This is a genomic window from Pseudomonas sp. Marseille-Q1929 (genome assembly GCF_017316265.1).
Taxonomy (GTDB): Bacteria; Pseudomonadota; Gammaproteobacteria; order Pseudomonadales; family Pseudomonadaceae; genus Aquipseudomonas.
In genome coordinates, this window is the sequence record NZ_JAFLWU010000002.1 from 254,917 (window position 1) to 269,258 (window position 14,342).

At 54.2% G+C, this 14,342-nt stretch carries 8 protein-coding genes and 1 pseudogene; 4 read left to right on the plus strand and 5 right to left on the minus strand.

Annotated features, from left to right (window positions below; genetic code table 11):
* Positions 1-35: 35 nt before the first annotated feature.
* The gene (gene rep, locus J1G37_RS04595) at positions 36-2,045 is read right to left on the minus strand and encodes a DNA helicase Rep (protein ID WP_124526901.1); all 2,010 of its coding nucleotides are present in this window, start codon (positions 2,043-2,045) and stop codon (positions 36-38) included.
* 255 nt (positions 2,046-2,300) lie between these two features.
* Here rep and J1G37_RS04600 point away from each other — a divergent pair, with 255 nt between their 5' ends.
* Positions 2,301-3,965, plus strand: a complete 1,665-nt coding sequence (locus J1G37_RS04600) for a bifunctional diguanylate cyclase/phosphodiesterase (RefSeq protein WP_207040354.1) — start codon at positions 2,301-2,303, stop codon at positions 3,963-3,965.
* 138 nt (positions 3,966-4,103) lie between these two features.
* Here J1G37_RS04600 and J1G37_RS04605 read toward each other — a convergent pair whose 3' ends face one another.
* Positions 4,104-5,507 carry a NorM family multidrug efflux MATE transporter gene (locus J1G37_RS04605; RefSeq protein WP_207040355.1) on the minus strand — a complete coding sequence of 468 codons (1,404 nt, stop codon included), beginning with the start codon at positions 5,505-5,507 and terminating at the stop codon, positions 4,104-4,106.
* 152 nt (positions 5,508-5,659) lie between these two features.
* Here J1G37_RS04605 and J1G37_RS04610 point away from each other — a divergent pair, with 152 nt between their 5' ends.
* Positions 5,660-6,577, plus strand: a complete 918-nt coding sequence (locus J1G37_RS04610) for a LysR substrate-binding domain-containing protein (RefSeq protein WP_207040356.1) — start codon at positions 5,660-5,662, stop codon at positions 6,575-6,577.
* Positions 6,578-6,757: 180 nt separating this feature from the next.
* Positions 6,758-8,734, plus strand: a complete 1,977-nt coding sequence (locus J1G37_RS04615; RefSeq protein ID WP_207040357.1) for a methyl-accepting chemotaxis protein — start codon at positions 6,758-6,760, stop codon at positions 8,732-8,734.
* A 126-nt stretch (positions 8,735-8,860) separates the two neighbouring features.
* Here the strand turns inward: J1G37_RS04615 and J1G37_RS04620 are convergent.
* A pseudogene (locus J1G37_RS04620) lies at positions 8,861-9,409 on the minus strand (ATP-binding protein); the annotation flags it as partial.
* A gap of 39 nt (positions 9,410-9,448) precedes the next feature.
* A complete protein-coding gene (locus J1G37_RS04625) occupies positions 9,449-9,886 on the minus strand; it encodes a hypothetical protein (protein ID WP_106735045.1) in 438 nt (145 codons plus the stop codon).
* Positions 9,887-11,476: 1,590 nt separating this feature from the next.
* Between J1G37_RS04625 and J1G37_RS04630 the strand changes: the two genes are divergently transcribed.
* Positions 11,477-12,562, plus strand: a complete 1,086-nt coding sequence (locus J1G37_RS04630) for a hypothetical protein (RefSeq protein ID WP_207040359.1) — start codon at positions 11,477-11,479, stop codon at positions 12,560-12,562.
* Between the two features lie 24 nt (positions 12,563-12,586).
* Here the strand turns inward: J1G37_RS04630 and J1G37_RS04635 are convergent, their stop codons facing one another.
* The gene (locus J1G37_RS04635) at positions 12,587-14,341 is read right to left on the minus strand and encodes a recombinase family protein (protein WP_207040360.1); all 1,755 of its coding nucleotides are present in this window, start codon (positions 14,339-14,341) and stop codon (positions 12,587-12,589) included.
* Position 14,342: the final 1 nt, after the last annotated feature.

Here is a 14,342-nt window from a genome sequence, read left to right on the forward strand (position 1 = left end):
ATGCGCGCCGAAAGTAGATTAAAAAGTAGTCGATTCTAGCGCTTTAACATCGCGCGTATGTCCGCCAAGGCGGTGTTGCCGCGAACGGCCTTCACCTCGGTCGGGGTGTCGTCATTGCCTTCCCAGGCCAGGTCGTCCGGCGGCAGTTCGTCGAGGAACCGGCTGGGGGCACAATCGATGATCTCGCCGTATTGCTTGCGCTTGGCGGCAAAGGTGAAGGCCAGGGTCTGGCGGGCGCGGGTGATGCCCACGTAGGCCAGTCGGCGTTCTTCTTCGATGGTGTCAGCTTCGATACTGGAGCGGTGTGGGAGGATTTCCTCTTCCATGCCCATGATGAACACGTAGGGGAATTCCAGGCCCTTGGACGCATGCAAGGTCATCATCTGCACACCTTCGGCGCCGTCTTCCTCTTCCTGCTGGCGCTCCAGCATGTCGCGCAGCACCAGCTTGCCGATGGCGTCTTCGACGGTCATCTCGCCGTCTTCGTCTTTTTCCAGGGTGTTCTTCAGCGCTTCGATCAGGAACCAGACGTTGCCCATGCGGTAATCCGCGGCCTTGTCGCTGGAACTGTTGGTGCGCAGCCAGTTTTCATAGTCGATGTCCATGACCATGCTGCGCAGGGCGCTGATCGGGTCTTCGCCGGCGCACTGCTCGCGGACCTTGTCCATGAAGCGCTTGAAGCGCGACAGGCGGTCGGTGAAACGGGTGTCCAGGTGTTCGCCGAGGCCGATTTCGTCGGTGGCGGCGTACATCGAGATCTTGCGCTCGGTCGCATAGTTGCCGAGCTTTTCCAGGGTGGTGGAACCGATTTCGCGGCGCGGCACGTTGATCACGCGCAGGAAGGCGTTGTCGTCATCCGGGTTCACGATCAGCCGGAAGTACGCCATCAGGTCTTTCACTTCCTGGCGTCCGAAAAAGCTGTTGCCGCCCGACAGGCGATACGGAATCTGGTGATGCTGCAGCTTCAGCTCGATCAGCTTGGCCTGGTAGTTGCCGCGATACAGGATCGCAAAGTCGCTGTAGGGCCGGTCGGTGCGCAGGTGCAAGGTCAACAACTCGACGGCCACGCGTTCGGCTTCGGCATCTTCGTTGCGGCAGCGGATCACACGGATCTCGTCGCCGTGGCCCATCTCACTCCACAGTTGTTTTTCAAACTCGTGGGGGTTGTTCGAGATCAGCACGTTGGCGCAGCGCAGGATGCGGCTGGTGGAGCGGTAGTTCTGCTCCAGCATCACCACTTTCAGGGACGGGTAGTCGTCCTTGAGCAGCATCAGGTTTTCCGGGCGCGCACCGCGCCAGGCGTAGATCGACTGGTCGTCGTCGCCCACCACGGTGAACTGGTTGCGTTTGCCGATGAGCATTTTCACCAGCAGGTACTGGCTGGCGTTGGTGTCCTGGTATTCGTCCACCAGCAGGTAGCGCACCTTGTTCTGCCATTTTTCGAGGATGTCGGCGTGTTCCTCGAACAGCTTCACGGGCAGCAGGATCAGGTCGTCGAAGTCCACCGCGTTGAACGCCTTGAGCGTGCGCTGATAGTGGGTGTAGACGATGGCGGCGGTCTGTTCCTTGGGATTGCGCGCGTTTTCCAGGGCCTGGGGCGGCAGGATCAGGTCGTTTTTCCAGGCGCCGATCATGTTCTTGATCTCGTCCACGCCGTCGTCGCCTGCGTATTCCTTCTGCATGATGTCGGTCATCAGCGACTTCACATCGGTCTCGTCAAAGATCGAGAAGCCTGGCTTGTAGCCCAGCCGCACGTGTTCCTTGCGGATGATGTTCAGGCCCAGGTTGTGGAAGGTACACACGGTGAGGCCACGGCCCTCGCCACCCTTGAGCAGGGTGCCGACGCGCTCTTTCATTTCCCGCGCCGCCTTGTTGGTAAAGGTCATGGCGACGATGTACTGGGCACGGATGCCGCAGTTCTGGATCAGGTGCGCGATCTTGCGGGTGATCACGCTGGTCTTGCCGGAGCCAGCACCGGCGAGCACCAATAGAGGGCCGCCGACGTAGTTCACGGCTTCTTGCTGCCGGGGATTGAGTCGGGACATACAGAATTTTAGGAGTCGTTATTCAAAAGGGCGGGCATTTTAACAGGCTGGCAGGATTCTGCTCTGTCAGAACGACAGTGTGACGTACCACTCGATCTAAATTTGCCGGTTTTGCTACTTTGCCGCAGGATGTCAGGGCAATTGAGACTAATGTTTACAACCTGCGTGTTTGATAACCCCTATCATTGGTGATTATCAGGCCGCACGTCATAATGCCCGCCGCCAACGAATTCTTGCAGAGTCTAGGGAGCTAGCTTGTCTACGCCTGTCGAACCCTTGCGTTTGCTGCTGCTGGCCGATGAGCCCGCGTGGGCAGCGTTGTTGCGCGAGTGCCTGGCGCCGATGGGCGATGGGGCTGTGCTGATCAGCGCGCCAAATTGGGATTCCGTAAGTCGTCTGTTCGATGACGACCACGGTGCCGTGCTATTGACCACGCCAGGCCTGCAACCTGGCCCTGGCCGTTGCAGCTTGCCGTGCGTATTGCTGCTGGAGCAGGAACCGCTGGTTTCACCGCTGGGGGTCAGCGACTGGCTGGTGCAGACCGCCTTGGACGCCGACACCCTGCGCCGCTGCCTGCGCCACGTTCGCGAACGCGGCGTGCTGGAAACCACCCTGCAACGCCTGGCCGAACAGGACCCGCTCACCGGTATCGCCAACCGCCAGGGTTTCCAGACCCTGCTGGCGGCGCGGCTGGCCGAGAACGAAGGGCGCGGCCTGGCCCTCGGTCATCTGGACCTCGACAACTTCCGCCATGCCAACGACGCCCTCGGCCACCAGGCCGGCGACCGGTTGATCCTGCAAGTGGTCTCGCGGCTCAAGAGCCAGCTGGAGGCCGGTGATCAACTGGCGCGCCTGGGCAGCGATGAATTCGCCTTGCTGATCGACACCCGCCGTGCGCCCCAGCGAGCCGAGTGGATGGCCGAGCGCATCACCGAAGTCATGGCCGAACCCTATTGGGTCGATGGCGAAAGCCTGCTGATCGGTTGCAGCCTGGGCGTGGCACACGCCCGTGCCAGCGCCGGCGCCGACCCGCTGATGTGGCACGCGCATATCGCCATGCAGCAAGCCAAAAGCACCCAAGGCTGCACCTTTCATATCTTCAACGAACGCATCAACCGCAACGCGCGCAGCCTGGCCGACCTGGAAAGTGAGCTGCGCCGCGCCTTGCGCCGTGATGAACTGGAACTGCACTACCAGCCGCGCCTGGACCTGGACGACGGGCATATCGTCGGCCTCGAAGCCCTGGTGCGCTGGCGCCACGGCGAACGTGGCCTGTTGCCGCCCAGCGAGTTCGTGCCCCTGGCCGAACAAAGCGGCCTGATCGTACCGTTGGGCTACTGGGTGATTTCCCGCGCCCTGCGCGACATGCAGGACTTGCGCGAACGCGGCCTGCCGCCGCTGCACATGGCGGTCAACCTGTCGTTCCGTCAGTTCCAGGACAGCCAATTGCTCTCCACCCTCAGCCGGCTGATTGCCGAACGTGGCGTGGAAGCGCAATGGCTGGAATTCGAACTGACGGAAACTGCGGTGATGCGCCGTAGCGACCTGGTCAAGCAGACCATGGACGCCCTTGGCCGCCTCGGCGTGCGGTTTTCCCTGGATGACTTCGGCACCGGCTTCTCATCGTTCGTGCACCTCAACAGCCTGCCGATAGCGTTGTTGAAGATCGACAAGAGCTTTGTCGGCGGCATGGAAGAGCGCGAAGAGAACCGCAAGCTGGTGCACGCGATGATCAACCTGGCCCACAACCTCAACCTGGAAGTGGTGGCCGAGGGTGTGGAAACCCCTGAGCAGCTGGCGTTGTTGCGCTTGTTTGGGTGTGACCAGGCCCAGGGGTATCTGATCAGCAAACCGTTGCCGTTGCCGGAGTTGGTGGAGTACCTCACCTATGGCAAAGGCCGGGAAGCACTGCTTGGCTGAATTGCAAACCCGGTTAACTGTGGCAGCTGGTTTGTGTGGGAGCTGGCTTGCCTGCGATTGAATCACCTCGGTTTTGCTGGAAGACCGAGTTGTCAGCATCGCAGGCAAGCCAGCTCCCACACTGACCGCGTACATTTCCTAGTCAGGCTGCATCGCCTGGAACTCAGCACGAACCTGCGGCTCCCGCCGAATCATCCGCTTCATCTTCGCCTCAAACGCCCACGTCAGGCTCACCGCCGCACACGCCAGCCCCAGCGCCAGGCCCCACCACACACCGGTCGGCCCCCAGCCCAGGGTGAACGCCATCAACCACGCCGCTGGCGCACCGATCAGCCAGTAGCAACCCAGGCCCACCAGGAATGTGGTCTTGGCGTCCTTCAGCCCACGGATACAGCCCATGGCGATGGTCTGCACACCGTCGAACAATTCAAACCACGCTGCCACGGCCAACAGGCTGACGGCCAGCACGATCACGTCGTGGAACGCCGGGTCATTGTGGTCAAGGAACAGCCCGATCAGCGGGTCGGACAACAACCAGAACACGGCGGCAAACCCGAGCATTACCGTCGCCCCAAAACCGATACCGACCCGGCCAGCCAGGCGCGCCTGCAGTAACTGCCCGGCGCCGTAATGCTGGCCGATGCGCATGGTCACCGCGTAGGACATCCCCGCCGGCACCATGAACGCCACCGAGACAATCTGCAGGGCGATCTGATGCGCCGCCAACTGCGTGCTGCCCATGGTGCCCATGCACAGCGCCGCGAAGGCAAACAACCCGACCTCCACCGCATAGGTGCCGCCAATCGGCAGGCCCAGGCGCCACAGCTCGCGCAGGTAGGTGGTATTGAGGCGCAGCAGGCCCGTGCCCAGCGGGTAAGCGGCATAGGCACGGTTGCTGCGGATGTACCACATCAGCGCCAGGGCCATGCCGTTGGCGACGATGGCCGTGACCAGGCCGATGCCCATCAAGCCCAGTTTCGGCAGGCCGAACATGCCCTCGATCAAGGCATGGTTGAGCAGGTAGTTGATGACCGTGCCGCACAGGCTGATGACCATCACCGGCGTGGCTTTGCCGATGGCGCTGGTGAAGCCGCGCAAGGCCATGAAACTCAGGTAGCCGGGCAGGGCGAAGGGCAGGATCGTGAGGAATTGCCCCGCCGCCTGCACGTTGGTTTCGGTCTGGCCAAACATCAGCAGCACGGGCTTGAGGTTCCACAGCAGCAACGCCGCCGCCAGGGCCATCAGCATGGCGAGCCACAGCCCGGCCTGGGTCAGGCGGGTGGCGCCTTCGATATCGCCCGCGCCGTGACGAATCGCCACCAGCGTGCCCACGGCGGCAATCACGCCGATGCAGAAAATCGCCACGAACGAGTAGCTGGCCGCACCCAGGCCACCGCCGGCCAGGGCTTCGGGGCTCAAGCGGGCCATCATCAGGGTGTCGGTCAACACCATCAGCATGTGCGCCAACTGTGAGGCAATCAACGGCCCCGACAGCCGCAGAATGGCCCAGAGTTCGGTACGTGCCGGATGCTGCATGATCATCACGCTCAAATAGTCAGAGGGTTGTGGAAGGGTTGATTCTCGGCGCTCTCGGCCGATTGCACAAAGGGATAAAAGCGATCATTCGCATGATTAAAACTCATGCCTGATTGATTCTGGTAGGGTTTCGCCATCCTGCTGTCGGAGCTTTCCTCATGTCCCGTCGTCTTCCTCCTCTTTACGCCCTGCGGGCCTTTGAAGCCGCGTCCCGGCACAACTCCTTCACCCGCGCGGCAGAAGAACTGTCGATTACGCAAAGTGCGGTGAGCCGACATATCCGCACCCTGGAGGATCACTTCGCCTGCCGCCTGTTCCAGCGCAGCGGCCGCACCTTGCAGCTCACGGAAGCCGCACGCCTGTTGTTGCCCGGCGTGCGTGAGGGGTTTGCGGCACTGGAGCGCGCCTGCCATACCTTGAACGCCGAAGATGACATCCTGCGCATGAAGGCGCCTTCCACCCTGACCATGCGCTGGCTGCTGGCGCGGCTCAGTCGTTTCCGCGCCTTGCAGCCGGGCAACGAGGTGCAACTGACCAGCGCGTGGATGAACGTGGATGAAGTGGACTTCAACCAGGAGCCCTTCGACTGCGCGGTGCTGTTGAGCTACGGGCATTTCCCGGCGGATTGGGACGCGTGCTATCTCTATCCTGAGTTGCTGATCCCGGTCGGCGCGCCGAACCTGCTGGACGACGGCCCATGGGACGCCGCACGCCTGGCGACGGCCGAGCTGTTGCATCCCACGCCCGACCGTCGCGACTGGCGCAGTTGGCTGGGGCGCATGGGCTTGTCGTCGCAGGTCTCGCTCAAGGGCGGGCAGGTGTTCGACACCCTTGAGCTGGGCATGATCGCCGCCGCGCGGGGTTACGGCGTGTCCATGGGGGATTTGTTGATGGTGGCCGAAGACGTGGCCCAGGGGCGATTGAGCCTGCCGTGGCCTACCGCTGTGGCCAGTGGGGAAAGTTACTACCTGGTGTGGCCGAAAACCCGCCCCGGCGGTGAGCGATTGCGGCGCTTGGCGGACTTCCTGCAAAGCGAGGTCAAGGCCATGGAATTGCCCGAGGTCGAGCGCCTGTAAGCATGCGTGCACTACCGTTAGTGCAATCGTTTGCGCGATAACCCTGTGAATCGCTCAAGTATTGCCCGCGCACGCCGAAGTAGGTGTGTTGGAACCATCGTGCCCCAACGCTTCCCACTAGATAAATTGCCGAGCAGCGCTATGAGATCAGGATGATCCTGGCCTCGGCCAGGAGCTGTCATGTCTCAACCTCGCGCCCGGATTGCCTCCCAGCTAGGCCTCGCACTCGCCGTGATTCTGGCTGTCGTCATCAGCGGCAGTACCGTGTTTGCCTTGCGTTCCCTCGACTCTGCCAACCTCGACACCCGCGAGGAACACCTGGCCAGCGAAGCACGTCTGCTCGCCGACCAACTCAACACTTTCCACAGCACCTTGCGCGAAAGCACCCAGCGATTGAGCGGGCTGTTCGAAAAGCGCTTCGGTGCCGGTTTGAGTGTACGTGCCGACCAGCCGGTGACTGTGGCCGGCGTACAGACCCCGAGCCTCTACCTGGGTAGCGACCTGTTGAACAACGATTTCGCCGAAGTCGATGAGTTCAAGGACACTTCGGGCGGCGTGGCCACGGTGTTTGTGCGCAACGGCGAGGACTTTATCCGCATCAGCACCTCCCTGACCAAACAGGATGGCAGCCGCGCCATCGGCACAGCGCTGGATCACCAGCACCCGGCCTATCAACGCCTGCTGGCCGGGCAGAGCTATGTCGGCCGTGCGGTGTTGTTCGAACGTTCCTACATGACCCAGTACACGCCGGTACGCGACGCTGCAGGAAAAGTCATTGCCGTGCTGTTCGTGGGCTTCGATTACACCGACGCGCAGAACGCCCAGTTCGACAACCTCAAGCGCTTCCGCATCGGCCACACCGGTTCCCTGGCGTTGCTGGATGAGCAGAAGAAGTGGCTGGTGCCACCGGCAGGCGTGCAGGCGCTGGACCAGGCGATCCCGGTAGTGCTCGACCTGGCGAAAAAGCCGGGTGCCGGGCGCTTCTGGAGCGACAAGAACGAAGACTTCTACAGCGTCGCGGTGCCGTTCGAGGGCGGCCCGTGGTCGGTGGTGGCAAGCATGCCGAAGGCAGAGATCCGTGCAGTCACCTGGGCCGTGGGGATTCGCCTGGTGATCGGCAGCGTGCTGGCGATGTTGCTGGCGGTCGGCGCGGCTGTCTGGCTGTTGCGCAGCAAATTGCAGCCATTGAGCGACCTGGTGCGCCAAGCCGAGGCCTTGGGCGCCGGTGATCTGAGCGCGCGCTTGAACGTGTCCAGCCATGACGAAATCGGCCAACTGGCGCGCAGCTTCAACCAGATGGGCGAAGCGTTGTCGACCATGGTTTCGCATATCCGCAAGGCGGCCGAAGAGGTCAACAGCCGGGCGCAGGCGTTGTCCGGGTTGTCTGGCGGTGCCTATGAAGGCATGGAGCAGCAGTCGGGCGAGATCACCAGCATGGCCGGCGCCGTGGAAGAATTCAGCGCCACCTCGTTGAACATCGCCGACAACATGGGCAACACCGAGCGCCTCGCCCAGGAAAACGCCCAGCAGACGCGCATCGGTCGCAACTCGATGCAAGAGGCCTCGTCGTCCCTGGAACATATCGCCACCGCGCTGAACAGCACGGCCACGGTGATCAACACCCTCGGCCAGCGTTCCCAGGAAATCGGCGGAATTGTCGGCACGATTACCTCCATTGCCGATCAGACCAACCTGCTGGCACTCAACGCCGCCATCGAAGCCGCCCGCGCCGGTGAGCAGGGCCGTGGGTTTGCCGTGGTCGCCGATGAGGTGCGCAACCTGGCGTCGCGCACCCGCCAGGCCACCGACGAGATTTCCGGGATGATCCAGAGCATCCAGCAGGAAACCGGCAACGCCATCACCACCATGGAGCACGGCAATGTGCTGATGCAGGAAGGTCTGTCGCGCAACGCCGACGTGGCCTCGGCCCTCGCGCGTATCGACGAGCAAAGCCGCTCGGCGGGGCAGCAGTTTGCCGCGATTACCACGGCGACCCAGGAACAGAGCAGCACGGCGACGTTGCTCAGCAGCAACTTGCAGAGCATTGCGCTGGCCAACAGTGAGCAGCGTGAAGTGGTGTCGAACCTGGCGATTACGGCCAAGGAGCTGGAGACGTTGGCGGCAGGCTTGCGCCAAGAGGTCGACCGCTTCCGTTGATACGCCACAGTTCAAATTGTGGGAGCGGGCTTGCTCGCGAAGGCGCAGTGTCAGTCACCGGTTTTATTGACTGACCCACCGCATTCGCGAGCAAGCCCGCTCCCACATTTTTGATGTGCGTATGGCTTAAGTAATCGCCGCTGGCCGATACTGCAGGGCCTCTTGCAGATGGTGACGAGCGATTGCTTCCGTCTGCTCCAGATCTGCCAGGGTCCGTGCCACCTTGAGCAAGCGGTGCGCCGCCCGTAGCGATAGCGTCAGCCGTTCGCAGGCAGTCTCCAGCCAGCCTTCATCGATCTTCGACAGTTGGCAGTGCTTGCGCAATCCCTGCAGATCCAGAAAGGCATTGGCGCAGCCCTGGCGCCGTTGTTGGCGCTCGCGGGCTTCGGCGACTTGCCTTGATGCGCTCGCTGTGTCGTCGCCGGCTTGAGGCGTTGGATTCAGCGCGGTGCTTTCCCGCGCAACCGTCAGGTGCAGGTCAATCCGGTCCAGCAGCGGCCCGGAGAGTTTGTTGCGATAGCGCTGGACTTGCTCCGGCGTACAACGACAGCGCCCGCTGGGTTCGCCCATGTAGCCACAGGGGCAGGGGTTCATCGCGGCCACCAATTGAAAGCGCGCGGGGAAGCTCACCCGGTCGCGGGCACGGGAGATGACGATGTGCCCCGACTCCAATGGTAGGGGGTTATGTCACACATTTTGTGATCGTTCTGTCGGTCAGTGATTGAAGCGTTGTAGGAACCGTCGAAGCTCACCCTCTGGGTTGACCCCTTTAAGGGATACCAGCATGAATACACCAACTAAACGAGCTTCGGATGCAGCCAATTCTCGCTCATCAATAACGTTCACTACATTAGGGAGTGCATGCTCGAACCACTCATTAACAATTTTCATGGGGTCTTCTTTCATTGAGCCTGCATCAAGCTCCTTCTTTTCGCTTTGACTAAGAACTCCAAACTCGGCTGCAAGATGGAAGGTTTGGAGAATCAACGCTCTTGCCATTCCAAGTGTTTCGGGCATCTGACTAGATGAATAAACAGAGTGCCAAGCGGGGAATGGAAGTCGAGATAACTGGTTGAAGCTATCTGTTTTCCTTTTGACAATGAAGAGAAAAATGAGAATGCCGGCAATTGCTGCCCCGATTAAGTATTCCATCTTAAAAGCTCCTGAGGTGAAAATAAATTGTATCTTATAGATGGTTGTGGTTCAAATAGCAAAGGTCGATTTTTGTGCTTGAACTTGTTCAAGCATAAAAATTGAGCAGTTATTAAAAATCAAAAGAGAAATTCGTCGTAAACTCAAATTGTAATTTTTTGAGAGATTTTGATGAGGTCTCATAAATTTTATAGTCCGACGCTATTCTTAATAAAAAATCAAAATATTTTTATGGGATTATATAATTTTTTTGATAATCTGTTTTTTTGAAGCACGAAATTATGGCTTAAATACGGTAAAAAACAGTGTCAATAGCAAATCAAAAATATATTTACCGTCCAACCTTAATTGCGATTATGGTCCGACCCTAATCGACATTTATGGAAATTCTCTTAGTTGTGTTTTGCAACTAACTCGCGAAAAAAATCATCGAAAAATTCAAAAAAAACGCTCTCAGTTTAATTTCAACTCCAGACGTATGGGTAGGGTCAAGTCAAAAAAAGAAAATTTCCGAACCCTGCCTCTTGTTTGAAAAAAAACCAATAAGCATAAAAAGGCTCACGGGAACATGCCTTTAAAGCGTTTTCTTATCTCGTTGGTGTTTTACTATCATCTAAGAAAGACACACTCATAAATGACCGTTTTTTGAGGTTGGAGAAAATAATAGGTTTGAGTGTGATAGGTAAGTGTGTTGTGGATAGGTGTATGCGGGCATGACACGGGTATGTGTACGTGTGTGCCCATACGTGTGCGTGTCTTGAAAACCCTAAGGGGTTTTCGCTTTTATCTTTTCCAGCCTTGCCCTTCGCTTTTATTCTTACCAGAATAAAGCTCGGGCAAAGCTGGTCTTCCTGACTTTATGATTTAAAATCAGTATCGCTCTACCTGAACTTTTTAGCTCGGGGTCTAAATATGTAATACTCATTTTAGACTTTGAACACTTAATGGCTGTATTAGCACCACACTGAAACCCTGTTCAACATATATTGCTATATGGCTGGCGGGTTGAGAAATTTTCAGTATCCCCGTTTTACTTCTCTTCGCTTGAACAACGAAACAATCACTGTATTTCCTACATTGTCCAAGGTGTGAATACTGAAATTTATTATTATGATTTGAGATTTTTGCGGCAGGTTGACTTGAATAAGTTAATTTGTATGTTATAACTTTAATTGCAAGTTGAAACTGCTGCTATCAGTATCAACACCGAACCCTGAATACTAACCGTATTCGGGGTTCACTTATTCTTAGTTATACCATTTGAATATTGAAAGTCAAATCCGTGGCCTAATATGTGTTTCGCGTGGGTTGAAGTTTAAAGCAGTGCGACAAACTAAATGCCACGGCTTTGCTTTTGCTTTCGCTTTTATGCTTCTGTCTCAACGACCAGTTGCCTGCGGAGCACCCACACACTCGCAGAGTGTTTTAGTGGGCTAAAACACGCTTTTGCTTTTTGCCTTTGCTTGTGAAAACAGACGCTTTGCAAGCGTGAGAATTTTAAAGCACTTAGAAGATGATGATGCTTTAAAGCACCACTTGAAATAATATTATTGTGTGTTAAAACATAAGTGACGAACAATTAAATTGCTTATGAATAACTACGTTTCTTTTAATGCCAAGTACTACAAAAACAGTCAATCCGAAGGTGAAATAGGACACGTTCAGCGTGTCTTTGCTGAGAATAAAAACTCAATTAAAGAGTTGCAGAAAAATAATTTTGATTGTGGATATTCAATTACAGATAAATACAAAGATATCTATGCACAAGCAGAGCAGCACAAAGGAAAGAAGCTACAAAAGAACGCTAACACTTTTATCGATGGTGTTTTGGCATTCTCCCGCGATCAATTTGAATTGTTAATGGAAAACCCGCAATACAAGCGTGTTGTATCCAATCACATCGATGATTTTATGGAGCAGGTTAAGGTTCAAACTGGGCTAGAGCCTGTTGGTTGGGCATTTCACGCGGATGAAGGTTATAAAGACCCAGAAACGGGGGAGTTGAAGATCAATTACCACGCTCAGTTGATTTTCTTTAATCACGATTTTAAGACCGGGAAAGCCCCGTTGCGTGAGCTCCAGCAGCGTGGATCTGAATCTGCTTGGTCAAAGCTTCAGGATCTGGCTGGTCAGGTTTTCCAGCCGTTGGGATTTGTGCGTGGCATATCCAAGGATATGACGCATCAAAAGCACGCTGAAAAAGACGATTTTATTGCTCAAAAGCAAGCCGAGATCGAACGCCTTCAGGCTGAGTTAGAGAATGAAAAAAACCACCAGAATCGAGCCTTACAGAGCAATATAGAGCTATTGGAGGCGGCAGCTATTGCCACAGATGAAATTTTGAAAGATGTGAACGGTGCTATCGATCTGATTAATAGAATGGAAAGTAAAAGAGAGGCTGAAAAAGAGTTAAGAGAGCAAATATTGATCAATATCAGAGGTGCAACTGAGATTTACAATAAAACACCATCATTACAAGCAGCGGCAAAAGCTTTTTCCGAGCAGTTTCCTAATTTTACCAAGGGGCTTAAAAAGACCTATCAAAAGCTGCTTGATTTTTTTAATATAGACACCGGTGGAGATCCTGTGTATATGCTTAAAGATGCACAAGAAAATATAGCAAAAGTAGAGCAGCAAAATACCGAGGTAAAAAGAAGGCTGTTAAAACTCAAATAAGGCCGATTTCCGGCCTTAATTTTGTCAATTGAAATATTTGTTGAGGTTTTTGATTCCGAACTCACTCAATGGGTTATGCAAATTAAATCGTTTGGCAATTTTATCAATCATCATTCCCTGATAGTTTATCTTGCAATAGAGGGTTCGGGTTTCCTTTTCAAAGTTGAACCTGAATACAATGTCATTTGCAATGAAAAATTGGTTTATTTTCAATCTACCTTCTTCAGTGCTGTAAAGTTCAATAATGTCTTTTTCTGAGTAGATATTGATTGAAGTCTTACGAGTGTTAATTTCTGCGTGAAGCTTAGAAAGCTCGCCTTCAATATCATTGATTTTTAATTCTGTGCTGCTAACGACTGCTAAAAACTCTTGGGGTATTACTCCATTAGTAAAGCCCGCAAATGATTTTAGTAGATTATCTTTGTAGCTTTTCTGTTCAAGCAATGTATTTCGAAGCTCAACAAGCTTTTTGTTGTCTGATACTTGACGTTTTTTATTCGATAACAAGCTGATTAGCAACTCACGGAAGCTTTCGATTTTTTCTTCGATTTCAATATCATGTTGAGTTGCGAATGAATAGCGAACTCCATTTTTAATGTAGTGCTCGCGGTCTTGTTTCTCTTCTTCAAGTTCCAAGGCTTGCCAAGGATGAACGTCGAAATCTTCTTCTGTCGTTGCCTGATAGATTAATTCTAAAAATAGACCATACGCTAAATCAAAACGAAATCTCGGTTGGTTGCAATTCGTCTTTAGCTCTTTTCTGGTGAAACAATGGAAATATCCATAGCAAACACCTTTGGGGTTTGTTTGCTTTTCAAAGAGCATGGAAGCATTACAGCAGTCACATTTGATTGAGTGTCTAAAAATGTTCAAGCTGCCGACTGTTTGATTGCCGTAATGTTTTCTATGTGCTCGCAATTTCATTGCTTCAAGAGCTTCATTGAATAGCTCATATGAAACAATCTGCGGATAATATCCTTCGATAAAACGTTCGAAAACCTTGTTTTTATTTTCGTCTCTGCGTTGAGCCATATAAGAGCCAAGAACATACTTTGTTTGGAATAGCAAGTGGATGTTCTTGTTGGTCCATTTTCTTTTAGAGTAGGTGTTGATTTTTCTGATAGTTAAAGATACACCGACATATTTTAGACTTTCAAAGATATCTCTAATTTCTTGGGCTTCGCCTTCAACTATTTCAAAGCGGTTTTCTTCTTTGTTGTATGAAATGCCATATGGTGGGTTATGACCATTAAATATAGCTTTTTCATCATCTGCTAATTTTTTGGCTCTATTCCATGCAGATTTACGACGAACTGATTTTGTTTTGCTTTCTTCATGAGCACGTTTTGCAATGACACTCAATAGGATATCTTGTTGGAGATCATCAATTCGATTCGTCTCGTTAGGTTTTTCATATCGCTGACCATCAATGGTAGTGATTAGAATTACACCTTTTTCAAGGATGCCATTCACAAGCTCTTTTGCTTGTAGCAGACGCTGACGACTTAATCGGTCGATACTCTCAACAAAAATATAATCACCCGGTTTGATATGAACGTCAGTTATCATATCAATAAGGTCTTTGAGTTTTCCCTTCTTTTTGTTGCTCCCATCATGAGCCGATACGCCCGTATCTGAAAAGATGTTCTCTGGCAGTAGCTCAACATCATGATGCTTGGTGATGGCCTGTATTGAAGCCATTTGACGGTCTACTGAGTCCTTCCCTGCTTCACCCTGAGCTTTGGATGAGTAACGGATGTAAGCGTATGCGGTAGGCATT

Bases quoted from the DNA above. Each gene is read 5' to 3' on its own strand.
- rep (WP_124526901.1), bottom strand. From the start codon at position 2,045: ATGTCCCGACTCAATCCCCGGCAGCAAGAAGCCGTGAACTACGTCGGC.
- J1G37_RS04605 (WP_207040355.1), bottom strand. From the start codon at position 5,507: ATGATCATGCAGCATCCGGCACGTACCGAACTCTGGGCCATTCTGCGG.
- J1G37_RS04610 (WP_207040356.1), top strand. From the start codon at position 5,660: ATGTCCCGTCGTCTTCCTCCTCTTTACGCCCTGCGGGCCTTTGAAGCC.
- J1G37_RS04615 (WP_207040357.1), top strand. From the start codon at position 6,758: ATGTCTCAACCTCGCGCCCGGATTGCCTCCCAGCTAGGCCTCGCACTC.
- J1G37_RS04625 (WP_106735045.1), bottom strand. From the start codon at position 9,886: ATGGAATACTTAATCGGGGCAGCAATTGCCGGCATTCTCATTTTTCTC.
- J1G37_RS04630 (WP_207040359.1), top strand. From the start codon at position 11,477: ATGAATAACTACGTTTCTTTTAATGCCAAGTACTACAAAAACAGTCAA.
- J1G37_RS04635 (WP_207040360.1), bottom strand. From the start codon at position 14,341: ATGCCTACCGCATACGCTTACATCCGTTACTCATCCAAAGCTCAGGGT.